The 23,247-nt window shown below is 42.5% G+C and carries 19 protein-coding genes and 1 pseudogene; 10 read left to right on the top strand and 10 right to left on the bottom strand.

What is annotated here, in order from left to right; genetic code table 11:
- Nucleotides 1-8: 8 nt before the first annotated feature.
- The 3 genes from IPZ60_RS00685 to IPZ60_RS00675 form a co-directional block, all read right to left on the bottom strand.
- Entirely contained in the window at nucleotides 9-818 is an 810-nt protein-coding gene (locus tag IPZ60_RS00685; protein ID WP_194195975.1) for a DUF305 domain-containing protein, read from the bottom strand.
- 280 nt (nucleotides 819-1,098) lie between these two features.
- On the bottom strand, nucleotides 1,099-1,713 hold the full coding sequence (locus IPZ60_RS00680) for a pseudouridine synthase (protein WP_194195974.1): 615 nt from the start codon (nucleotides 1,711-1,713) through the stop codon (nucleotides 1,099-1,101).
- 493 nt (nucleotides 1,714-2,206) lie between these two features.
- Entirely contained in the window at nucleotides 2,207-4,426 is a 2,220-nt protein-coding gene (locus tag IPZ60_RS00675) for an NADP-dependent isocitrate dehydrogenase (RefSeq protein ID WP_194195973.1), read from the bottom strand.
- A gap of 627 nt (nucleotides 4,427-5,053) precedes the next feature.
- On the opposite strand from IPZ60_RS00675, the gene IPZ60_RS00670 reads away from it, so the two are divergent.
- The 5 genes from IPZ60_RS00670 (at nucleotide 5,054) to IPZ60_RS00650 (ending at nucleotide 11,417) form a co-directional block, all read left to right on the top strand.
- Nucleotides 5,054-6,415, top strand: coding sequence for a GNAT family N-acetyltransferase (locus tag IPZ60_RS00670; RefSeq protein ID WP_194195972.1), 1,362 nt, complete (start codon nucleotides 5,054-5,056; stop codon nucleotides 6,413-6,415).
- A 43-nt stretch (nucleotides 6,416-6,458) separates the two neighbouring features.
- Complete coding sequence (locus tag IPZ60_RS00665) at nucleotides 6,459-6,962, top strand: chorismate lyase (protein ID WP_194195971.1); 504 nt, start codon at nucleotides 6,459-6,461, stop codon at nucleotides 6,960-6,962.
- A gap of 467 nt (nucleotides 6,963-7,429) precedes the next feature.
- The gene (gene glyA, locus IPZ60_RS00660) at nucleotides 7,430-8,686 is read left to right on the top strand and encodes a serine hydroxymethyltransferase (protein WP_194195970.1); all 1,257 of its coding nucleotides are present in this window, start codon (nucleotides 7,430-7,432) and stop codon (nucleotides 8,684-8,686) included.
- Between the two features lie 105 nt (nucleotides 8,687-8,791).
- The gene (locus tag IPZ60_RS00655) at nucleotides 8,792-9,538 is read left to right on the top strand and encodes a type 1 glutamine amidotransferase (protein ID WP_194195969.1); all 747 of its coding nucleotides are present in this window, start codon (nucleotides 8,792-8,794) and stop codon (nucleotides 9,536-9,538) included.
- Nucleotides 9,539-9,881: 343 nt separating this feature from the next.
- The gene (locus tag IPZ60_RS00650; protein ID WP_194195968.1) at nucleotides 9,882-11,417 is read left to right on the top strand and encodes a sodium:alanine symporter family protein; all 1,536 of its coding nucleotides are present in this window, start codon (nucleotides 9,882-9,884) and stop codon (nucleotides 11,415-11,417) included.
- A 248-nt stretch (nucleotides 11,418-11,665) separates the two neighbouring features.
- On the opposite strand, the gene IPZ60_RS00645 is transcribed toward IPZ60_RS00650, so the two are convergent.
- The 7 genes and pseudogenes from IPZ60_RS00645 to IPZ60_RS00615 all read right to left on the bottom strand — a co-directional run bounded on the left by IPZ60_RS00645 (nucleotide 11,666) and on the right by IPZ60_RS00615 (nucleotide 17,959).
- The gene (locus IPZ60_RS00645) at nucleotides 11,666-12,040 is read right to left on the bottom strand and encodes a WG repeat-containing protein (RefSeq protein ID WP_194195967.1); all 375 of its coding nucleotides are present in this window, start codon (nucleotides 12,038-12,040) and stop codon (nucleotides 11,666-11,668) included.
- A 24-nt stretch (nucleotides 12,041-12,064) separates the two neighbouring features.
- Nucleotides 12,065-12,139: pseudogene (locus tag IPZ60_RS14335) on the bottom strand (WG repeat-containing protein); the annotation flags it as partial.
- A gap of 6 nt (nucleotides 12,140-12,145) precedes the next feature.
- Complete coding sequence (locus IPZ60_RS00635; RefSeq protein ID WP_194195966.1) at nucleotides 12,146-13,663, bottom strand: WG repeat-containing protein; 1,518 nt, start codon at nucleotides 13,661-13,663, stop codon at nucleotides 12,146-12,148.
- A gap of 327 nt (nucleotides 13,664-13,990) precedes the next feature.
- Nucleotides 13,991-15,265 (bottom strand): sodium/glutamate symporter, encoded by a 1,275-nt coding sequence (locus tag IPZ60_RS00630; protein WP_194195965.1) that lies wholly within the window; start codon nucleotides 15,263-15,265, stop codon nucleotides 13,991-13,993.
- 90 nt (nucleotides 15,266-15,355) lie between these two features.
- On the bottom strand, nucleotides 15,356-15,712 hold the full coding sequence (locus IPZ60_RS00625; protein WP_194195964.1) for a barstar family protein: 357 nt from the start codon (nucleotides 15,710-15,712) through the stop codon (nucleotides 15,356-15,358).
- Between the two features lies 1 nt (nucleotide 15,713).
- Nucleotides 15,714-16,493: a ribonuclease domain-containing protein gene (locus IPZ60_RS14255; protein WP_194195963.1), complete on the bottom strand. Its 780-nt coding sequence runs from the start codon at nucleotides 16,491-16,493 to the stop codon at nucleotides 15,714-15,716.
- 164 nt (nucleotides 16,494-16,657) lie between these two features.
- Nucleotides 16,658-17,959 (bottom strand): glutamate-5-semialdehyde dehydrogenase, encoded by a 1,302-nt coding sequence (locus IPZ60_RS00615; RefSeq protein WP_194195962.1) that lies wholly within the window; start codon nucleotides 17,957-17,959, stop codon nucleotides 16,658-16,660.
- Between the two features lie 435 nt (nucleotides 17,960-18,394).
- Between IPZ60_RS00615 and IPZ60_RS00610 the strand changes: the two genes are divergently transcribed.
- From IPZ60_RS00610 to IPZ60_RS00590, 5 genes are all read left to right on the top strand, one after another.
- Nucleotides 18,395-18,712 (top strand): hypothetical protein, encoded by a 318-nt coding sequence (locus IPZ60_RS00610; protein WP_194195961.1) that lies wholly within the window; start codon nucleotides 18,395-18,397, stop codon nucleotides 18,710-18,712.
- 390 nt (nucleotides 18,713-19,102) lie between these two features.
- Nucleotides 19,103-19,900: an ABC transporter ATP-binding protein gene (locus tag IPZ60_RS00605; RefSeq protein WP_110921791.1), complete on the top strand. Its 798-nt coding sequence runs from the start codon at nucleotides 19,103-19,105 to the stop codon at nucleotides 19,898-19,900.
- 396 nt (nucleotides 19,901-20,296) lie between these two features.
- Nucleotides 20,297-21,097, top strand: a complete 801-nt coding sequence (locus IPZ60_RS00600; RefSeq protein WP_194195960.1) for a transporter substrate-binding domain-containing protein — start codon at nucleotides 20,297-20,299, stop codon at nucleotides 21,095-21,097.
- Nucleotides 21,098-21,171: 74 nt separating this feature from the next.
- On the top strand, nucleotides 21,172-22,068 hold the full coding sequence (locus IPZ60_RS00595; protein ID WP_194195959.1) for a transporter substrate-binding domain-containing protein: 897 nt from the start codon (nucleotides 21,172-21,174) through the stop codon (nucleotides 22,066-22,068).
- A gap of 282 nt (nucleotides 22,069-22,350) precedes the next feature.
- A complete protein-coding gene (locus IPZ60_RS00590) occupies nucleotides 22,351-23,220 on the top strand; it encodes an ABC transporter substrate-binding protein (RefSeq protein ID WP_370463015.1) in 870 nt (289 codons plus the stop codon).
- Nucleotides 23,221-23,247 lie beyond the last annotated feature (27 nt).

Below are 23,247 nucleotides of genomic sequence, written 5' to 3'. Positions count from 1 at the left end.
CTCAGTCTCTAAGAGTCAGGTGCTTCGGCTTTTACATCTACTTCCTCTTCACCAAGTTCATCTTCCGTACTTTCATCAGCCTGAGAGTCTGCAATCCAATTTTGCATCCGTTTGATTTCAGGTTGCTGAATGTCGATGATATCTTGCGCCAGTTGACGCATTTCTTCATCAGTACCATATTTCAGCTGGATGTTCGCCATTTCTACTGCGCCCAGATGATGTGGTAGCATGCCGCGTGTGAATGCCATGTCAGGGACGGGATCGGCAATACCCAATACCATTTCACCATTCAAGACATCCATACTTCTAGCATAGGCCTGTTGCATCGCTTCGGTATTGGGTTTAGGTTTTGCTGTATCAGGGTGGCTGGCAAGCCATTTATTCAAAATATCGATTTCAACTTGTTGAGCGTCAATAATTTCCTGAGCAAGCTGACGTACTTTTGCATCAGTACCGTATTTCAGCTGAATTTTTGCCATGTCTATCGCCCCACGGTGGTGCCCAAGCATGCTTTTAGCGAATGCAGTGTCAGGGTCGTTGTAACCCATACCGATCATCATTTCATCATGCATTCTAGTCATTGATTTTGTATAGTCTTTAAGCACATCAGTCATTTGGCTTTCGTCAATGATGTCTTCATTTTCTGCTAAATCATTAGCTTCGGTTTCATCTTGAGTCTCTGCTATATCAGTCACTGGCGTGGTGACTTCTTCGTCAGTGGCTGCTTCATTGTTTTCAGTTGTCGGCTGACAGGCACTCAGTATGAGCGCAGCAGAAATACTGGTGGCCAACAATAAAAAACGATGAGAAGCAATCATAATGTATTCCTAGAATAAAAATTTAATAATAAATGAATGAAACCTAATAAATGAATGAAACCTATTACAGACAACCACTCATGTTTCGAAGCTTAGCAGATAAACCTTACCCGTTCGAGACGCTATGTTTAATGGGTCGTAAGCTAACTAATTTATAAACAAAAAACGCTATATAGTTGATTCAGTTTAAAAGCGAGTCAAGGCAACCGAGTGTAGATGTATATGGGATACTTCAAGCGAGGTTGACGCTGTCACTCTTTTATAGAGGATTAACTATAGGTTAACCGAATATCCCCAACTGCTTACAGCGCTCACTATCCAAATGAACTCGTATAGACTCACCAACTGCCAAATCGCTCAACTCAAACCCTGCCACTGACCAGCGTATCAAACGTAAGCAAGGTAGCCCAACGTGCGCAGTCATGCGTCTTACTTGACGATTTTTACCTTCATAAATAGTCAACATCAGCCATGAGTCTGGCACACTTTTACGCTCACGTATCGGTGGGTCACGTTGCCAGAGCAGCATCGGCAATTCATCTTCACTGACATGTTTAATCTCAGCAGGTAAGGTTTTGCCATCTTTGAGAATTACACCTTTTTGGAGCTTACTAAGCTGCTCAGGCGTAGGGATACCTTCAACTTGTACTAAGTACGTCTTGCCTTGTTTGCGACCAGCATTTGCTTTGGGTGGATGGGTAATCGCTTTGTTAACTCGACCATCATCAGTCAGAATCAGCAAACCTTCTGAGGTCGCATCAAGCCTACCAGCCACCCGCAATGATTTGTCCGTAAAGTATTCCGATAGCGTGGCATGGTTGTTATTACTGTCATCTCTGAACTGACTTTGCACGCCATAAGGTTTATTGAATATTACGAGACTAGAGGTCGACATAAACAGCTATTTCCTAAATATAAATGAGTCAGTATTACTTACTATTCAAATGATGATACACCTTAACATTCAAAATAAAAATGAGCACACACCCTAGGTATAATGTGTCCCGCTGAAAAATAAGACGGTACGAGCTAAAGGCTTCCATTTCATCTATATTCTGATAGGTTTGTCATGTTTTTTTGAATACTATATATTTTTCTAATTAAGATAAGCGTCTATTATAAAGTGTTTTTCTATTGTTCACAGGGCCACTCATGTTTTTTGCTGAGGTGATTGAGGGCGTAGGCTGTACGACGGTAACCAGAAAAGGGCTCTACAATATAATCGTTCCAATACAACTTGGATATGCTATGAAAGACCATAAAAAACACCTCAACGCCTTAAGGCAGTTGAGGTGTTTTATTTACTAAGACTTAAACTTGCTTAATCACTTCTAGATATAAAACCCAAAAGCGATTGAGCTTAACTGTCTAAGTGCAATCGCTTAAAATTACAGCGATGCCAGTGTTTCGTTGAACAAAGCACTTGGACGCATGGCTTTCTTAGCCAATTCTTCATCGGCATAGTAGTAGCCTTTGATGTCTACAGGCTTGCCTTGAGCTTGGTTAAGCTCTTTAACGATAGCCTCTTCGCTGTCTTTAAGCTTTTGCGAAAATGGTGTAAATTGTGCTTTTAGCTCGCTATCTTGATCTTGCGCTGCCAGCTCTTCAGCCCAGTACATGGCCAGATAGAAGTGACTACCGCGGTTGTCTAATTCACCTGTTTTACGTGATGGTGATTTGTCATTCAACAGCAGTTTTTCGGTCGCTGTATCTAGTGTGTCAGCCAATATTTTGGCTTTAGCATTGTTGTCGTTCTCTGCTAAATGTTCCAAAGATACGGTCAAGGCTAAAAACTCACCCAATGAATCCCAACGTAAATGGTTTTCTTCTACGAGCTGCTCAACGTGTTTCGGAGCTGAACCACCTGCACCTGTTTCAAACAGACCACCACCTTTCATTAGTGGTACGACTGATAGCATTTTGGCACTGGTACCTAGCTCTAGAATTGGGAACAAGTCAGTTAGGTAATCACGTAAAATGTTACCAGTGGCAGAGATAGTATCAAGACCACGAGCAACGCGCTCTAGGGTATAACGCATGGCACGAACTTGTGACATGATTTCGATGTGTAGACCTGTAGTGTCATGATCCTTCAAGTATGTCTGAACTTTTTTGATAAGCTCATTCTCATGTGGACGATATGGGTCTAACCAGAAGATAACAGGCGTGTCTGATTCGCGCGCACGGCGAACAGCCAGTTTCACCCAATCTTGGATAGGGTCGTCTTTAACCTGACACATGCGCCAGATATCGCCTTTTTCAACACGTTTTTCGAGTAATACTTCATCAGTATCTACGTCAACAATACGTGCGATACCAGCATTGCTCGACTCAAAAGTCTTGTCGTGTGAGCCGTACTCTTCTGCTTTTTGCGCCATCAAGCCAACGTTAGGGACCGTACCCATCGTCGTTGGATCAAAGTTACCATGCCATTTGCAGAAGTTGATCATTTCTTGATAAATACGGGCAAAGGTAGATTCAGGCATAACGGCTTTGCAATCATATAGTTTGCCATCAGCGCCCCACATCTTACCGCCATTACGAATCATAGCAGGCATTGATGCATCTACGATAATGTCGCTTGGTGAATGGAAGTTGGTGATGCCTTTTGAAGAATCAACCATGGCCAGACGTGGGCGATGCTCTTGGCAAGCATGCAAGTCTTGCTCAATCTCTTCACGCTTTGAGGCTGGCAAAGTTGCAATTTTGTCGAACAAATCAGCCATACCGTTGTTGACGTTAATGCCTAGTTCGTCAAACGTAGCGCCATGCTTTGCAAAGGCTTCTTTGTAGTAGATACGAACCGCGTGACCAAATACGATAGGATGTGACACCTTCATCATAGTGGCTTTTACGTGTAATGAGAACAGAATACCGGCTTCGCGGCAATCTTCCATTTCACGCTCATAAAAGTCTAGCAATGCCTGCTTGCTCATGACCATTAAATCAATTACTTCTTTATCAAGCAAAGCAATCTTAGGTTTCAAGATTTTATTGGTGCCGTCATCAAGTAACAACTCCATACGTACGGTACGAGCTTTATCTAAAGTGATAGATTGCTCGCCATCATAGAAGTCACCGCCATGCATGTGTGACACGTGCGTGCTTGACCACTGTTTCCACTCACCCATAGAATGCGGATGCTTGCGAGCATAGTTCTTGACGGCTTTAGGGGCGCGGCGATCTGAGTTACCTTCACGTAATACAGGGTTGACCGAGCTACCTAAGCTTTTACCATAACGGCGACGCAGTTCTATTTCTTCGTCAGTCTGTGGATCTTCTGGGAAATTAGGTAACGCAAAGCCTTTGCTTTGCAACTCTTTGATACAGGCTTTAAGCTGCTGTACAGAAGCACTGATGTTTGGCAGTTTAATGATATTGGTGTTTGGATCTTGTGTCAGACGACCAAGTTCAGCCAAATTGTTTGGTACGCGTTGCTCTTCTGTCAAATATTCTGGGAATTCAGCCAATACTCGCGCTGCAACAGAGATATCAGTTGTCTCAACAGCAATCCCTGCTGTTTTAGTAAACGCTTCGACAATAGGTAAGAATGAAAGGGTTGCTAGAGCAGGCGCCTCATCAGTTTTTGTATAAATAATTTTTGACATTGTAATCGGGTATCCCTTTAGTTGTCGTTAAAAATAATACGTACACATAAATTCGAATATCGTTGGATCATACTATGCAATAACGAATTATGTGGTTAGATCAAGTACATCATATGTAGTCTCAGAAATGTTGGAGACCATTTAAATTTTTCTTTTACGCACGGCTATTAGCGTTCATCAAACAGGCCTCTTAAAACAGTACGGTGCTTTGATTGTCTGTCTGAAATGGTCTGAAGGGTGAACTGCTGACTTCATATTATAGTTAATCCACTATAAATCGGCTATGATGTCAATCTTGTATAATGAACTAAGTATACTGTTTTCGCTCATATCCTATGTATCTGAATTATATTAAGCTAATAACAACCTTATTCTACCAGTCATCAGCTTCGATATCATCTTTTCCATGCAACTACTGTCTTTTCATTGGCTTTTATAATGAGATGAAGGATAAGATATCAGCACCATTATAAAACATAGCCACCTCTATTATAGTAGGTGGTTTTTTATTGCATATAGATGAAATTTTGCAAATTGTGACAGCAAACTATCAAAAATTTGCTAGGCTAGGTCACTAACCAATCGGTTATCGATAAATATATAGCGACTATAATAATGACAAAGAGTATGAGTTTAGAATACGCGCTGATTAATGATACCAGTTGGCAGAGCCAAGCAGACTGGCAAATACCAGATACACCCTTTATGTCATTTGCCTTTTGGCAAGCGCTGGCAGACACGGGTGCGATAGGTGAGCAGGCAGGTTGGTTGCCAATATTTATTTTGGTGCACCGTGTTGCCAATTATGCTGATAGTGAAAATAGCGCAGATAGTCTAATAGACAGCACCGCGGAAAACGTATTGCAACCAGTGGCGGTATTACCTGTATTTATAAAGGGTCATCATCGCGGCGAGTTCGTGTTTGATCATGCATGGGCGGAAGCCTACGCACGCTACGGCATTGATTATTATCCGCGATTGGTCAGTAGCGTCCCTTATACACCGATTACGGGTCAGCGCTTATGGTTGGCCACAGGCGTAACCTTAAGTGAAGAAGTGATAAAAACAGCTATCGCAGGTGTTGATGATATTGCTCAACAAGTAGGCGCATCCAGCTGGCATGGACTGTTTGTTACGCCTGAACTCGCCTCTATCGCGACTGCAGCGCTGCCGACAGATATCGATATAGAGCAGGCGTTAGCCGCTCAAGATAATTGCTTAGAGCCAACCGCAATTGAGATGCCTATATTAGAGCGTCAAGGCTGTCAGTTCTTGTGGCAAAATAAAGACTTGCTGCAAGACAGTCAGCCATTCGCAGATTTTGATGCATTTCTAATGACGCTAAAAGCCAAAAAACGTAAAACCATCCGTGCTGAGCGTCGCAAAGTTGCTGAGCAAAGTATCAGCTGTCAGCGTAAGTGTGGAGCGGATATTACCGATGCCGATTGGAAAGCATTTTATCACTGTTATGTGATGACGTATGCGGTGCGTGGTCAACAGCCTTATCTGACGATAGATTTTTTTATGGCATTAGTACGGAGCATGCCTGAGCATTTGATGCTCGCCCAAGCATTAAATGCTGATGGCGAAATCATTGCTAGCAGTCTGTTCTTGTACGATAGTGCTGACAGCGACAAGGCTGATGGTGATGTTGATAATAATGCAACCTTATATGGTCGTTACTGGGGTGCGCTGGGTGAGTACGACAGTTTGCACTTTGAGCTGTGCTACTATCAGGGTATCGAGTTTGCCATTGAGCAAGGTCTGACGTATTTTGATCCAGGTACGCAAGGGGAGCATAAACTGATTCGTGGTTTTATCCCGACAACGACGCACTCGCTGCACCGTATTTATGATCCACGTTTTGTACCAGCGATTGCAGATTTTTGCCGCAAAGACCGTGAGCATATGGCGCAGTATCGTCAGCAGGCATTTGAGGCCTTGCCTTTTAATGCGGACAATATGCCAGAGTTTGATACGGACGATTAGCGTTAGCCCTTCTTATTTAATACTTCACAATTAGCCGTTAACTATGTCCAGTACTCAAACGTCTTGTTTTAGCAATCCGTCACCTCCTAGTGAGCTACTACCGTGGCTCAACGCCAAAGGCTCTCTCACTGCCATGTTGGAAGTAAAAGCAGGGCAGCCTTTGCGTGTAGAGCGCAGTTTTGAGGGCTATCGTCAGCTGTCTCTGATACAAAAGCAACAATTGGGTCTGCAAGGGTCAGCGCTTAATCGTCCGATGTTGGCTTGGGTGCGTGAGGTGCAGCTTTATGGCAATGATGAATTACCATGGGTAGATGCACAAAGTATCTTTCCGCTATCCAGTCTAAAAGGCCGCGCACGCCGTCTACAACAGCTCAAAGGTACACCTATTGGTTATGTGCTATTCAAGCGCAGCCGAACACTACCTAATCAGCGATTTATTCAGCAAACGGCCACAGGTTGGCAACGGCAAACCCGTTATGATTGGTATGGCCGCACGCTAATGATCAGTGAAACGTTCCTGCCTGCATTTTCATCTAGCCACGCTTAAAAATATTTTATGCTTATATACGTGTAAAACGGCCTGTTGCCAGTAATCCATAGGAGGTAAATCCTTTATTTTATTGGCTATTTATCTGTGTTATATGGTCATTTAATTCCCTCATCTTAAGGTGAGGTTTTTTTGCGTTCGCAGCACAAATTTTCATGTTACACTTAATCTTTAGCGATGATATCGATGCATACGTGTATCGAATTTATTGCCGAATTGGACAGCTTCATGGCGGGCCACTTGCCTGCATTTATTCTTATTTTAATCTCTGCTAATAGACCCCATTCACAATAATGGTCATACCATAAAACAGATTGCCGAAAAACAACAGACTGCTGAAAAACAGTGCAGAGGTATCACGCGTACTTCTAGCGGCATTGACGCAGTAGTTGTTTTATTGTGGGCAGGCTATAAGCTTTTTTCAAATGACGTTTTTTCAATGACAGTCACTACTTAGGACATTAAATATGTTTAAAAATATCTCTCTTCAAAGTTTTGATCCAGTACTTGCTGAAGCGATGGCCGCAGAAAGCGTTCGTCAAGAAAACCACATTGAGCTTATCGCTTCTGAAAACTACTGCTCACAAGCAGTGATGGAAGCGCAAGGTACTGATCTAACCAACAAATACGCTGAAGGCTATCCTGGCAAGCGTTATTACGGTGGTTGTGAGCATGTGGACGTTGTAGAGCAACTAGCCATTGACCGTGCGAAAGAGTTGTTCGGTGCAGAGTATGTGAACGTTCAGCCACATTCTGGTAGCCAAGCAAACTCAGCGGTATTTTTAGCATTGCTAGAAGCCAATGACACAGTATTGGGCATGAGCCTAGATGCTGGTGGTCACTTGACTCATGGCGCACACATCAACTTTTCAGGCCTGAACTATAATGCTGTACAGTATGGCTTGGTAGATGGCACAGGCTTGATTGATTATGATCAAGTAGACGCTCTAGCACGTGAGCACAAGCCTAAAATGATCATCGCTGGCTTTTCGGCATACTCACAAGTGGTCGATTGGCAGCGTTTCCGTGACATCGCAGACGAAGTAGGTGCTTACCTGTTAGTTGATATGGCTCACGTTGCAGGCCTAGTTGCTGGCGGTGTTTATCCAAGCCCAGTACCATTCGCTGATGTCGTAACTACTACCACGCATAAAACCCTACGTGGCCCACGCTCAGGTATGATTTTGTCTCGTGATGAAGTACTTGCCAAGAAACTAAACTCAGCTGTATTCCCGGGCAACCAAGGTGGCCCATTGATGCATGTTATCGCAGCGAAAGCAGTTTGTTTCAAAGAAGCATTGGAAGACAACTTCTCTACTTATCAGCAGCAAGTGGTGAAAAACGCACAAGCGATGGCAAAAGTGGTTCAAGAGCGCGGCTATGAAGTCATCTCTGGCGGTACTGAAAACCATCTAATGCTGATCAGCCTCGTTAAGCAAGAAATGACGGGTAAAGAAGCGGACAAATGGCTTGGCGAAGCTCACATCACTGTGAACAAAAATGCCGTACCAAACGATCCAAAATCTCCGTTCGTAACGTCTGGTATCCGTATCGGCACGCCAGCGATTACTACTCGCGGCTTCAACGAAGCACAAGCAGGCGAGTTGGCAGGTTGGATTTGTGACGTACTAGACAGCCGCGGTGATGAAGCGGTCGCTACTGAAGTACGTGGTAAAGTAGAAGCGATCTGTGCAGAGTTACCAGTTTACGAAAAAAACCAGTAAGCTTAACTCTGTACTGATTTAGACAGCGCTTATTAAGCGTTGTATGATAAAAAACCGCTTAGCTTTTGCTAGGCGGTTTTTCTTTTTTAATAAAAGGATAATTCAATGACGCTACGTATTCATGCCCTGTACCATGTTGATTTTGAAGAACTTAGCTATATTAAACAGTGGGCAGATAATCAAGGTCATAGCATTACTGTCACTCGTTTCTACGAAAATGATTCATTGCCTTCTCAAGACAGTTTTGATTGGTTGATTATTATGGGCGGGCCAATGAGCATTCATGATGAAGCTGACATTGAATGGCTAGCGGATGAGAAGGCCTTCATTCAGCAAAGTATCGAAGAGGGAAAAACAGTAATTGGTGTTTGCTTGGGGGCGCAGTTAATAGCGGATAGTTTGGGGGCAAAAGTTGCTCCATCAGGTATAAAAGAGGTTGGTTGGATGCCAATTCAATTAACCAAACAAGGGCTAGAGCATCAGCTACTAAAAGATTTACCAAAGCACGAATTTACGGTTTTTCATTGGCATGGCGATGGTTTTGAGTGTCCTCGAGGTGCGACTGCAATTGCAAAGTCAAACGCTTGGGACAATCAAGGTTTTATCTATCAAATGCCAAAACATAAAGAGTTAGGTACGTGGGTGCTTGGTTGGCAATGTCATTTTGAAGTGACTAAAAAGAGCATGGTGGACATGGTGTTGCATGGGCAGGATTATATCCAAGATGCCCTGACTGACTATCCTCACACAGTTCAAGCTAGTGATGAAATCATCGCGCTAGGGGACACGCATATTGCATATAACAATGCATGGCTTTCTACAATGCTAGATAATCTAGTGAAGTGTGGTTAAGGGTTTGTAGACGATAGAAGTTCAGTATAAGTGAAAGGACTGAAATTTCAGAAAAGTAAGATGCTGAACCTTTTAGTTACCAGCTGTACCACTGAATCTACTACCGACATTTTTCGATAATTATCGTGAGTTTGACTGAGTTCGGCTGTCAGCTTTAAAGCGCTAAGTTGATGTTTAATTGAGAAAAATATGCAAATGTTTTTGTTTATATAAAATTATTAGTATATAGTCGACATTGAACATTTAGTAATAATACTGATACAAAGTATAATAAATAATTACACTTTGTATCCGTATCGCTGTAAATGATTATATAAATATTATTTTCACTGAAGGAATTTATATGAAAAAACAATATTTAGTCGCAACGATTCTATTACTTAGTACTACTCTTGCGCAAGCTGCAGAACAATCAGGTCTAGCAGCATTTGGTGCTGGCCTCGATGCCTTTATGGCCAATATATTTGGCTGGTTCGTCGATCTTATTTTCTTTTCAGTACCTCTTGGCGACGTAAGCTTTCCGCTAATTGTAGGTTGGTTGTTAGTTGCCGCATTAGTCTTTACCTTTTACTTTGGCTTTATTCAGTTCCGTCATATAGGCTTGTCTTTAGATATTGTCAGAGGCAAATATACTGATCCAAACCCTGCTGTCAAAGAAGAAGGTGAGGTTAGCCATTTTCAAGCACTAGCTACTGCTTTGTCAGGTACGGTTGGTCTTGGTAATATTGCAGGTGTCGGTGCAGCACTCGCTATTGGTGGACCTGGTGCTACCTTTTGGATGATTATGGTAGGTCTGTTCGGCATGGCGACCAAGTTTGTAGAGTGTACGCTAGGTGTTAAATACCGTACGGTACTACCATCTGGCGTCGTATCAGGTGGACCTATGTACTACTTAAGCCGCGGTATGGCTGAACGTGGTATGGGTGGGTTTGGTAAGGTGTTAGCCGTCGGTTTTGCCCTTATGTGTATATTGGCCACTTTTGGTGCTGGTAACATGTTTCAGGGTAACCAAGCCTTTGCAGTCATGAGCTCTACTTTTAGCATTCCAACGGATTACAGTATATTCTTTGGTATTGGTTTAGCGTTTTTAGTCGGTATGGTTATCATTGGTGGCATGCCGCGCATTGCAACCGTTACCGAAAAAGTCGTACCTTTTATGGCTTTATTGTACATCACGATGAGTGTCATCGTACTGGTAGCAAACTTTAATCATATCGGCGCCGCATTTGGCGAGATTTTCACGGGTGCCTTCACGGGTGCTGGCGTGGCTGGTGGCTTTATTGGCGCGTTAATTCAAGGTTTAAAACGTGCAACTTTCTCTAACGAAGCGGGTGTTGGTTCAGCCGCTATTGCTCACTCAGCGGTAAAAACCAAAGAGCCTGCTACAGAAGGTTTAGTAGCGCTATTAGAGCCTTTCATTGATACGGTTGTTATCTGTACTATGACGGCGCTCGTTATTACTATCTCTGGGGTGAACACTGTCGCAAACTTGCAAACCCAAGCGCTCACTGGTGTGGATCTAACCCGTGCTGCCTTTATGGAAACGGCGCCTATCTTCCAGTATTTCCTAGCTGTCGCGGTATTATTGTTTGCTTTTTCAACGATGATCTCATGGTCATATTACGGTCTAAAAGCTTGGACTTACCTCTTTGGTGAAGGTAAAGGCGGCGAGATGATATACAAACTTATCTTCTTAGTCTTCGTTGTTATTGGTACCATCGTACAGTTTAGCTTTGTTATCGACTTCTCAGATGCGGCTCTGTTCGCTATGGCGATCTTTAACATCATCGGTCTATACTTCTTGATGCCAATTGTGAAAAGAGAGGTTAATTCTTTCATAGCTCGTGTGAAAAGTGGTGAAATTAAAAAGTATAAATAATGGGTTTGATTGAACATTCTATTGTAACTTGATAATTAAAAAAGCCCGCCAAGATTAGTCTTGGCGGGCTTTTCGATGGCGAGTATTGGTTAAATTTTCATTAGTGGCTAGATAGAGGCGTTACACTATTAAATACCTGAAGATGCGTTGTATTCAATCTCAACTCTAAACGAGAGTTTGCCTATAATCTACCCAATAAAAAATAAGCCTATCGTAAATTAATCGTTATAAAAAAGCGTACTACTTGCTCACTTCTTTTCAGCGAATGCGCGTTCTGTATCAATATAAAATTGATTACCGTCTTTTTTTATTAGGATAATGCCTTTATTGAAAGGTTTTATAGCACCTTGGTTCTGCGGAATAATAGCGATATTATTATCGAGATATCCTAATTGCGCGTCTTGTTTCACCCTGGTAATGTCTTCTGTAAAAGACCATACACTATCCTCTGAAAATTTTGCTTTGTTGTCTGCTACAGCTATAAGGTTACCTTGCTCATCTTCTAATTTAAGCGTAATAGCAACATCTGTATCGATATCCAAAAAATTAATATACGTTAAATCTAGAAACTTAAGATCATTAAACTGTACTGGCACAACCTCTTTACCCAGTTTATCTACCAAGCCTACCTGAGTATTTTTGGTGACGACAGCTACACCATTGATAAAAGGCTCAACCTTATCGTATTTAAAGGGGACAACGGTTTTATTTTCAGTATCAATAAAGCCCTATAATCCTTCTTTTTGGGCTGGAGCCAAACCTTCTTTAAATGTATCAATATTATCGTATTCGAAGGGAACTATCACTTGGCCTAATGTGTTAATAAGTCCGATCTTATTTTCTTTGACGACTTGTGCTACATCTTTATTAAAATGCCAAGCATCATCGTACTGTAGAGGGATTATGATAGCTCCTGTAGTATCTATAACACCTGATTTACCGTTTTTGGTAACCGCAGCAAGGCCTTCATTAAAGTCTAAGGCACCCTCGTATTGCAAAGGAATAACAGCGTTGCCAGTTCTATCAATAAAGCCATATTTGCCGTCTTTTTTAACCCGTGCTAAACCATCAATAAATACACTGGCCTCATCGTACTGTAAGGGTGAAATAACAGTACCTGATCTATCGATGAATCCATGTTTATCTGCTTGAGAGACATGTATGATACCGTCGGCAGTGTAGGAAATATGGTCAAACTGCACGGGCACAATGACTTTTCCTGTATTATCTATAACACCTTCTTTTTCTTCTCTAGTGACGATGACTAATCCTTGATCGAAGCTCTCCATATAATCGTATTCTGTAGGTATAACCTCATATCCTGATCTATTGATAAGGCCAAATCTATCATCCTTCTCAACGCGTGCTAGCCCTTCATTAAAATTTTCAATAGCACTGTATTTTGTAGAAGTGACTCTATTGCCACTTGGGTCGATTAGACTCCATTTGTCTCCTTTGACCACCCGAGCTACACCGTTATCAAAGGAATAAGCATGATCATACTTCTCTGGAATGACAAAATCTCCTTTCTTATCAATAAATCCATAGTTATCCTCTGAGGACGGATAGTATTCTATCATTGATACGCTGGCTAAACCCTCGCTAAAAGAGGTTGCATAACCATATTTTAGAGGGATGATTTCATCACCCTGTTTATTGATAAAGCCATATTTTCCAGCTTTTTCGACGAGGGCTAACCCTTCAGAAAAAGAGTTTGCATAGTCATACTGGATAGGGATAACAATCTCTCCAGTTCTATTAATAAAACCCCATTTATCACCTTTTTGAACGCTTGCCACGCCTTCAGAAAAAGAGCTAGCTTGACTATATTGTAGTGAGACGACTTCCTCTCCAGTTTTATTGATAAACCCGCTGTTACTGTTTTTCTCAACCATGGCTAAGCCTTCAGAAAAAGACTCAACATTTTCATATTGTAATGAAGCAATAAGTACGCCATTTTTATTGATAAAGCCCCATTTATATACCGTGGCAACATTTGCTAATGGGCGAGACGTCGCAACAGCTGCGAGTCCTTCTTGAAAAGATCTAGCCTTATCATATTGTAGTGGCACAACGATTTGACCTGAGGTATCAATATAACCATGTTTGTGATAAAAATATGGACGTTCAAAGGTAGAGCGTATAACGACAGCAAGTCCTTCGCTTAAGCAATCAACACTATCGTAGCCTGCTACAGGAGGTTTCTGACATATCTCTATAGATGAGTCATCTGCCCACGTTGGCACTGCGCAGAACACTGTCGTTAGAGCGAGAACGATAGATGGTTTGGATAAGGTAAGGTGTAAGCTCATAAAAATATATAATAGTCGTCATTAGTTTGATAATAGGTGAGTGGCTAAATTAAGTCTAGAGAAATGTATAGGCGTATCTAAGTCAGTTGCATGTTTTTTACTGCAATTTATCACCATTTTTAAATGAATAGGTGCCATAGAGCTTGAGCTGGGTATAAGTTTTGATAAATAACATCAAAATATAGAAAATAAAAACCCCGATTATAAAAATATAATCGGGGCTTATTTATATCAACTCAGTCTAATCTTCTACTAAGTAGCCTACATAAACGGCAATTTAGTAAATATCTGCAATACCGTCGCATTAACAATATCGACGAAGAAAGCACCAACCATCGGCACAATCAAAAATGCTTTAGGCGAGGGCAGATATCGATCCGTAACTGCCTGCATATTGGCAATCGCTGTTGGCGTTGCACCCATACCGAAGCCGCAATGACCTGCCGATAGCACTGCAGCATCATAGTTTTTACCCATCACTTTAAAGGTGACAAAGTAAACGTATAGAATCATCACAAACGTCTGTACTAGCAATATAATCAGTACAGGGCCTGCCAAGTCTGTTAATTCCCATAGCTTTAATGACAGCAACGCCATGGCTAAGAATAGGCTTAATGACGCATTACCAATCACATCGATAGCACGATCGAACATATCAAAGTTAAAAATCATCGTTAATGAATTACGAAGAATCACACCGCCTGCCAGTGCCCATACAAAGGTAGGTAGCTCAAATGAGGTACCTTCAGCAACGATGGTCATTAAATCAGCAAATGCTAGAGCACCAGCAAATAGTGCTAAAGTTTCGATGGTCGATGATGCGGTAATCAGGCGAATGTTATCGGGCTTTTCAAACATCTCCTGATTATCGCCAGCTTCTTTTTCACTGTGTTTGGTACTGTATAAGGACTGTGCACCTGCCACTTTTTCAACATCACTTGGGTTAGCATTTGCGGGTGCGGGTTTTAGACCAAGTTTATTAATCAATCGACGTGCCACAGGACCACCAACGATACCACCTGCTACCAAGCCATAGGTAGCCACTGCAATGCCGAGGGTAGTTGCGCCCACCACACCATACTCTTGCTCTAATACAGCACCCCATGCACCTGCCGTACCGTGACCGCCTGTCAGTGCGATAGAGCCTGTGACGAGTCCGAGCAATGGATCCAGCCCTAAAGCGCTTGCCATTGTCACGCCAACCACGTCTTGCAATATAATAAATACCGACACCACGATAGTGAAAATTAGTAACGGTGTACCACCTGCTTTCAATCGACCAAAATCAGCACTCAGACCGATAGAGGCAAAGAACATCAGCATGGTCGCTGTTTGTAACCCTTGATGAAAATTAAAACTGTAGCCCCAAATAAAGTTAAGAGTATACACAATGACCGCAGCAATCAAACCACCTGCTACTGGTTCTGGAATATTAAAATCTTCTAAAAACTTGACTTTTTTGACCAAAAATCGTCCAAGCAATAGTACCAAGGTGGCAAAGATTAGGGTGTAATAGCCATTTAAAGTAATTTCCATAGGTTAATCCTTTCTATAAAACTAAATTAACCTGAATTTGGGATAAATATGGCTTTATCTCGAATTCAGGCTTGTTTGATGATTTATCGGCTAGGCGTCATCCGTAGACGGCATGATCACCCACAATTGCGGCTTGCCAAAATCTGTGTAGGCATCTTCTATGATGCTTTTGAAGACATTAAAATCTTCCGTGTCTATTTTTTTCACCGATGTTAGATCTAACATTAGGTGTGTCACGTCGCTGTCTGTTAAGCAATCCCACGCACTATCCCAATTGTGTGAAAAATAACTGGGAAAATCACAGGCATTGGCTAGATTTGTTAATAATGTGGTTTTATTTAGTACTTCGTCCGCCGCTATGGTAACAGCCTGTGTCGGAATGCTAGCATCTAGTGCTGTAGCGTTTTGGTTACTATTCTTGTCTATATAATGGATGGCGTGGCTCATATTATTTTACGTCCAGTTTGCGAAAGCTATCATAGTGGTCAACGGTTAAGTAATAGACAGTTGGTGGATTGCCACCCGTGACGATACGTCTTGCACCGCGATGGGAGATGCCAGGGGTCGGCACGGTATATTCACGATAGTAGCCTGTTGATTGTGTTGGTAGCTGTCCCTCACGATTATAAAACGTCGTGCCATCTTTGTTAGGATAAGGAAATGGTCCGCCTTGCTTGATAAGCGTGATGGTCTGATCTATTTGCGCATCACCTGTTACCGCAGAGCTAGATGCTGGATTTGAGTTGTCAGAGTACGTTTGAGGTATCGTTGTAGGTTCTGTGCTATCCGCAAATAAAGTGGACTGTAAGTCATCAAAGAAGTAAAAGGCGACCGCGATAATGGCGATGAGACTAAATAGCGTAGACAGCGGGCTTTTTTTATTTTGACGCTGGTTTCTAGTATTGCGACCAGTATTTTTTCGGCTATTATTGTTCTTAATAGAGTTGTTCTGCCTAGAATCGTTCTGATTGGCATTGTATGACGTGCTTCTAGTGTTATCTGTATTTCCACTTTCTTGAATGCTGAGCGAAGCAGGGGTTACTTCGGTTGCTCTCAACTGATTTTTGTCATTACGTTCACTATTGAAGTAGACTCTTTGTCCGACCGTTATCGGCTGCGGCATTCGCGCTTTGCTAATATGAAAAAATACGTCTTCACTTTGATCGTCGACATCAATAAAGCCATAGCCTTTATCTGAATTCCAGTGTTTGATTTCACCACTCTGCATGAGTCTACTTTCCTATCGCATGTTTGTATTATGGTGCAAAATTACGATTGCGCCGCCTGTATAACCTATTCATCCCTAATAAAAAAACGTCAGCAATAGAGCTGACGTTTTTTGTTAATTATACGGTAAGTAAGCAGATAAGTGCTAGGTTGAGACGCTATCCGTTAAGCGCGCGTCTCACCGTGGCCATACACGATCCATTTTTGTGAGGTCAGACCTTCTAAACCTACAGGACCACGAGCATGAATTTTATCCGTTGAGATACCAATTTCGGCACCCAACCCATATTCAAAACCATCTGCAAAACGGCTAGAGGCATTAATCATAACGCTCGCCGAGTCGACTTCACGAATAAAACGTTGCGACTTGGTATAGTTATCCGTAATGATGACATCGGTATGATGACTGCCATGGGTATTGATATGTTCGATAGCTTCGTCAATACCTGACAGGACTTTTACCGCTAAGATAGGGGCTAAGTATTCGGTATCCCAGTCTTCGGCAGTCGCTGCAGATAGATGACCTTTGAGCGTAGCATTATCATTTAGGATGGCTTGCGATTTGTCATCAAGACGCAGTTGCATGGCATCGTCAGCAGCGATGATAGCTTCAGCAATTTTTGGCAATAGCTCATCGGCGACTGACTCATCGACTAGTAGTGTCTCCATGGTATTACACGTACCATAGCGATGCGTTTTTGCATTGACGCTGACTTTGATAGCGATTTCAGCATCTGCATCGCTATCGATAAATGTGTGGCAATTGCCGTCTAAATGCTTAATCACAGGCACACGGGCATCACGGCTGATACGTTCAATCAGTCCTTTGCCACCACGTGGTACGATGACATCGACATAGTCAGTCATGGTGATGAGCTCACCGACAGCGGCGCGATCAGTGGTTTGTAGAACCTGCACACTATGCCCAGATAGATTGACCTTTTCTAGACCTTCCAAGATACATTTGGCGATGGCTTGGTTAGATTCAAAAGCTTCAGAGCCACCGCGTAGAATAATGGCATTTCCTGACTTTAACGCCAGTGATGCTGCTTCTAGCGTTACGTTAGGACGAGATTCATAAATCATACCGACCACACCGAGAGGCACACGCATCTTACCCAAATGAATACCTGATGGCTGATAGGTCATATCTGTGACTTCACCGATAGGGTCTGGTAGTGAGGCCACATCTTTTAGACCTTGTAGCATGCCATCAAAGCGCGCATCATTTAGCTCAAGACGGTCAAGCAATGCAGCGTCCAAATCGTTGTTTCGACCATTGTCCATATCGATCTTATTGGCCGCTAAAATATCTGGCTTGGCGGTTTTTAATACATCATGAATCGCCATAAGAGCGGCGTTCTTATCACCAGTATTGGCAGCAGCAAGGGCACGAGAGGCTGCGCGTGCTTGTTTGCCGACAGATTGCATATATGCAGTAATGTCTGTGGTATTCGATTGACTCATAAATTATTTTCCTTATGGTTATAAATGTTTTAAGCAGATAAAAGCGCCCAAAAAGGCGAAAATTTGGCAAAAAGTGACATTTGAATGCTTATCCAGCATTATGCTATTTAACATAGAGCAGATGAGGTCGATAGTAAAGTTGATTTTGTGAACAGCGCCCGTTTTATAAAGCGTTTATGAGCATTACCTCAGTGTTATGCTGCTCGTTTTACGTACGTACATTCATAACATGAGTACTGTTAAAGGTTGGTTAAAAATCAAATGCATCGTTACATGTTTTTAACAGAACTGCGTTGTAAGTACTAAGGTAGCGACGATCGATCGTCAGTATAGTGAGTGCTAAGACTAGAGTTTTTAAGAATATCCATATAAAGCGATCGATCAGATGGTTTTTATCGATAGCTAAGCATGAACTATAACGGAAGGAGCATTGATATGACTACTACAAATGATAATATCGAAAAAAACGGAACGGCTAAAAGTTGGCTAACGATAGGGTTGGTGGCAGCTGCACTGACGTTGAGTGCCTGTGGCAAAAAAGATGAGGCACCTATGGAAACTGAGCCAGCGGCTGATGCACAGACGGCAGTAGAGGATGATGCGGCTAGTGTAGGCAATGGCGATGATATTGCAGTTGCTAGCGCTGATGATGGTATGGCAATGGACAGTAATGACGACGTAGCAGTAGCGACAGCAGATGATACAGAGATGTTGGATGGTACTGAAAGCGAAGAGCATGTTTCGACATACTGATTTTTAACGTGCTAAGTTTTGGTGTACTAAGTTCGGGCATATTGATTTATGACATACTAAGCAGCTATCACTTATTGACATCAGATATTGAAAGTGGGTAAACAGATAACACAACGCCTAGTACGTGAAAGTGATAAAATAAGGCTCAGTACTGCAAAGGCAGGCTGGGCTTTTTTATGTCAGCTATTCAGTGGTTTATAAATGCTGAGTGGCGTGCTGGTTAAACGCAGGATTTGCCTTTTTACTGTATAATAAGAGACAATGTGTCAATTTTTCTCTTTGTATAACGAGTTATAAGCTTATCATGACCTTATTAAGGTTTAATGTTTATACTCCACACCACGATTTGTTATGTATTTTCATTCATATTTATTGGAAGTCTGCTGAACCATGCTTGATATTGAAAAAAATCCGACTCGGCCTATCGCCTTAGATTTACAAGACATCCATAAAAGCTATGGCTCATTGGCAGTGCTAAAAGGGGTCTCTCTTACCGCATATGATGGTGATGTTATCTCAATTTTGGGCTCATCTGGCTCAGGTAAATCCACCTTATTGCGCTGCATTAACTTGCTCGAAAAGCCCAATCAAGGTCGCATCATTATTGGTAATGACGAGCTCATGCTAAAGCCTGCCAAATCAGGTGAGTTGCAGGCGGCAGAAATCAAGCAATTAGAACGTTTGCGTGCGCGTGTGGGCTTCGTCTTCCAGAACTTTAACTTGTGGCCTCACAAAACGATTTTGCAAAATATTATCGAAGGGCCCACACAGGTCTTAAAAATCAAAAAAGACCAAGCGATTAGTGATGCTGAAAAGCTGCTAGATAAAGTAGGTCTACTTGATAAAAAAGACGCTTACCCAGCGAACTTGTCTGGTGGTCAGCGTCAGCGTGTGGCTATCGCACGTGCACTGGCTATGCAGCCGCAAGTGTTATTGTTCGATGAGCCAACCTCTGCTCTAGATCCTGAATTGGTCAATGAAGTGCTCGCTGTGATGCGTGAGCTGGCAGAAGAAGGTCGCACGATGCTCATCGTCACGCATGAGATGCGCTTTGCCCGTGAAGTATCAAGCAAAGTAGTGTTTTTACATCAAGGTGTGATTGAAGAGATTGGCACTCCTGAGCAAGTCTTTGACAATCCTACTTCTGAGCGTGTTAAAGACTTTATGGCGTCACATCGTCAGAACTAGGCATTCATCGGAGCTAAGTATTCATCAAAACTAAGTGCTAGACAGTCATTAAGTGAGTGTCCTTGTAAAAGCTCTAACAATCAGTTGCGTATATTTGTGACTATCTGAGAAGCCATGATTCTTTACTCAAAACAATAGGATGGTAAGCCTCTTACCATCCTATTGTCGTTTTAAATATAAAATTACGGATTGGTAAGTATCGTTGACCGTTTATTACTCGTTAATGACAGTCGGTATGCAAAACGTTTGTTTTTGATATTTTACTCAGGTATTATCAAAAGGCGTACGAGTGGCTATCTATGACGGCTGCTTGTCTATATTGCTTGTCTGACAGGGACGTCAGAGAACAGAATATCAGAACCCTACATTAAAACCCCATCAGAATTTAAGGAATGTATGATGTCGAATTCTCGCCTATTGTGGTCGTCGATGACCGTTACTGCAGCATTGATGTTGAGCGCTTGTGGTCAATCCTCTAACGAAGCCGCCGATACCAATGCTGACGCCCCTGCAGCAGAAACGGCTGGCAAGCCCATTCGTATCGCTACCGAAGGTGCTTATCCTCCTTTTAACTATACCAACGCTGACGGCACTTTATCAGGTTTTGATATCGATGTTGCCAATGCCTTGTGTGATCAAATGCAAGCCAAGTGTGAAATCGTGGCTCAGGATTGGGATGGAATTATTCCAGGTCTATTGGCACAGAAATATGATGCCGTTATCGCAGGTATGTCGATTACGCCTGAGCGTCAAGAAAAGGTGGACTTCAGCGAGCCTTACTTTGCCAACACCATGGTATGGCTGACGGATAGTGCTGGTGGTTTCGACCCTATGTCGATCAAAGATTTAACCCTTGGTGGTCAACGTTCAACCACGCCTGGCGCTTATCTACAAGATAATTATGAAGGCAAAGACGGCAATACCGTGCAGTTATATGACAACTATGACAATGCTTACTTGGATCTAAAATCTGGTCGTAGTGATGCGGTATTGGCTGAAAAAGTTTCTGCCAAAGCATGGTTAACGGATAATGCTGAAGGCTTCGGTATTGTTGGCGATGAAATTGATAACAATGACAATATTGCCATTGCTGTCCGTAAAGGTGATGCACTCAAAGCTGATTTTGACAAAGCCTTAAGTGAAATCCGTAGCAACGGTGAACTGGCTCGTCTTGAGCAGGCGAACTTTGGTCAATAAGCTTTAATGAATGAGCTTTCATACATCAGTCATGAGTGACTACCGGCTAGTAACTATATTAAGGAACAACGAGAATGACAAATTCAATGACATCATTAATGGGTAAAAAAGCATTGTGGCTGGCTCCACTAAGCGCTGCAATGCTTATGCTGGCAGGTTGTAACAATAGCTCAGCACCAGCAGAAAGCGCTGAAACTGATACGGCTAGCGATGCACCTTTGAATATCAAAATTGCGACAGAATCAAGCTATAAGCCATTTAGCTATACCGATGCTGATGGCAAACTGATCGGCTATGAGATTGAGCTAGTCGATGCGTTATGTGCGCAAATGAAAGCTGAGTGTGAAGTTATTTCTCAAGATTGGGATGGTCTAATCCCTGGCCTAAATGCACAGAAATTTGATGCAATCATCGCTGGTATGTCCATCACGCCTGAGCGTAAAGAAGTTGTCGATTTCAGTGACCCGTATTTCCATAGCGGTATCATCCTTATTGGTAAAAAAGGTGATGATTTAAGCGTTGAGTCGCTAAAAGGTCTACCAATCGCTTCACAGCGCTCAACCGTGGCGTCGCAGTATCTACAAGACGAGCATGCAGATGCTGATATCAAGCTATATGACACTCAAGACAATGCCTATCTAGACCTGACTTCGGGTCGAGTACGCGGCATGATGTCTGATAAAGTGACAGGTATCGACTGGCTAAAAACAGACGCTGGTAAAGACTATGAAGTCAAAGGTCAAGAAATCAGTACCGATGATGATGCGATGGGTATCGCGTTCCGTAAGGGCGATCCATTAGTCGCAAAATTCAATGCGGCATTGGCTGAGCTAAAAGACAATGGTACCTATGATCAGATCACTGGTAGCTATTTCGGTACTAGCTCAACGGCTGCAGCGCAAAAAGCAGTAGCAACAACTGATAGTGTCGAAGAAGCGCCAGCTGATGCGATGGCTGCTGCAGAAAAATAATTACTGAAGAAAAGTGATTGCTAAAGAAAAACAGCCGCAAGCGACTACTGATGTGTCTCACCGTTTATCACTATCCTTAGCTGATATAAGGGTGAGGTCATAGTACTGCGAACAATAGTATCGTGAGCAAATACAGTACCGTGAACAAATACAGTACCGTGAACAATAGCGCCGTGAATCGGTAGCGGTGAGCAATATTTCTATTAACAAACTCCAAGGATGATCATGAACAACCATTTTGACCAACACAATGCAGTCACGAATGCATCAGTTATCAATGGTATAAAGGCACGACGATTTTCAGTGCCTTTAGTGACGATGGCTGCGCTTTTAGCTTTGGCAGGCTGTAGTAATGGTCAAGATGATGCGAGTGATGATGCCACTCAAGTGACTGCTGATGCAGAAACGACGGGTGAGGTGCTACGTATTGGTACTGAGGGTGCTTATGCTCCTTTTAACTATACCAATACGGATGGTACCCTTGGTGGTTTTGATGTAGATATTGCCAATGCTCTCTGTGCCGATATGAAAATGACTTGTGAAATTACGGCGCAAGATTGGGACGGTATTATTCCTGGTCTAAAAGCGGGTAAGTATGATGCGATTGTGGCGGCTATGTCAGTTACCCCTGAGCGTGAGCAACAAGTCAGTTTTACCGAGCCATACTTTAGCAATACGTTGGTTTTTTTAGCCAAAAAAGACAGCAATTTTGATCCTAGTAATAATAGTGATATCAATGCAAACTCTATCGCTGCTCAGCGCTCGACTATCTCTTCGCAGTGGTTTGAGAAAGCGTATCCAGACGCTGATATGAAGCTGTATGATACGCTCAGTAATGCGTTTTTGGATTTGGGTTCAAACCGTGTTGATGCAATGGTGTCTGATAAATTGCCAGCGCTAGAGTGGCTTGGTTCAACATCAGGCAGTCAGTATGCGCTCAAAGGTGAAGAGATTGATATCAATGACAACTTTGCCATCGCGGTTCGTCCAGGTGATGAGCTACAAGCGAAGATAAATCAGGCGTTGGCCAATATCAAAGCAAACGGCACTTATGATGATATCAATAACAAGTATTTTGCGCTGCCAGAGACTAGCGCTACAAAAGCAACTGAGACTGATACGGTAGCGGAACCTGCTGAGCAAACTAAGTAGCTTGTTCAGTGATTTGTTCAGTGACTT

The organism is Psychrobacter sp. NG25 (assembly GCF_015234355.1).
GTDB lineage: Bacteria > Pseudomonadota > Gammaproteobacteria > Pseudomonadales > Moraxellaceae > Psychrobacter.
The sequence above is the reverse complement of the archived record's forward strand: the minus strand, read 5'-3'. Positions and strand labels throughout refer to the sequence as shown.

Bases quoted from the DNA above. Each gene is read 5' to 3' on its own strand.
- IPZ60_RS00685 (WP_194195975.1), bottom strand. From the start codon at position 818: ATGATTGCTTCTCATCGTTTTTTATTGTTGGCCACCAGTATTTCTGCT.
- IPZ60_RS00680 (WP_194195974.1), bottom strand. From the start codon at position 1,713: ATGTCGACCTCTAGTCTCGTAATATTCAATAAACCTTATGGCGTGCAA.
- IPZ60_RS00675 (WP_194195973.1), bottom strand. From the start codon at position 4,426: ATGTCAAAAATTATTTATACAAAAACTGATGAGGCGCCTGCTCTAGCA.
- IPZ60_RS00670 (WP_194195972.1), top strand. From the start codon at position 5,054: ATGAGTTTAGAATACGCGCTGATTAATGATACCAGTTGGCAGAGCCAA.
- IPZ60_RS00665 (WP_194195971.1), top strand. From the start codon at position 6,459: ATGTCCAGTACTCAAACGTCTTGTTTTAGCAATCCGTCACCTCCTAGT.
- glyA (WP_194195970.1), top strand. From the start codon at position 7,430: ATGTTTAAAAATATCTCTCTTCAAAGTTTTGATCCAGTACTTGCTGAA.
- IPZ60_RS00655 (WP_194195969.1), top strand. From the start codon at position 8,792: ATGACGCTACGTATTCATGCCCTGTACCATGTTGATTTTGAAGAACTT.
- IPZ60_RS00650 (WP_194195968.1), top strand. From the start codon at position 9,882: ATGAAAAAACAATATTTAGTCGCAACGATTCTATTACTTAGTACTACT.
- IPZ60_RS00630 (WP_194195965.1), bottom strand. From the start codon at position 15,265: ATGGAAATTACTTTAAATGGCTATTACACCCTAATCTTTGCCACCTTG.
- IPZ60_RS00625 (WP_194195964.1), bottom strand. From the start codon at position 15,712: ATGAGCCACGCCATCCATTATATAGACAAGAATAGTAACCAAAACGCT.
- IPZ60_RS14255 (WP_194195963.1), bottom strand. From the start codon at position 16,493: ATGCAGAGTGGTGAAATCAAACACTGGAATTCAGATAAAGGCTATGGC.
- IPZ60_RS00615 (WP_194195962.1), bottom strand. From the start codon at position 17,959: ATGAGTCAATCGAATACCACAGACATTACTGCATATATGCAATCTGTC.
- IPZ60_RS00610 (WP_194195961.1), top strand. From the start codon at position 18,395: ATGACTACTACAAATGATAATATCGAAAAAAACGGAACGGCTAAAAGT.
- IPZ60_RS00605 (WP_110921791.1), top strand. From the start codon at position 19,103: ATGCTTGATATTGAAAAAAATCCGACTCGGCCTATCGCCTTAGATTTA.
- IPZ60_RS00600 (WP_194195960.1), top strand. From the start codon at position 20,297: ATGATGTCGAATTCTCGCCTATTGTGGTCGTCGATGACCGTTACTGCA.
- IPZ60_RS00595 (WP_194195959.1), top strand. From the start codon at position 21,172: ATGACAAATTCAATGACATCATTAATGGGTAAAAAAGCATTGTGGCTG.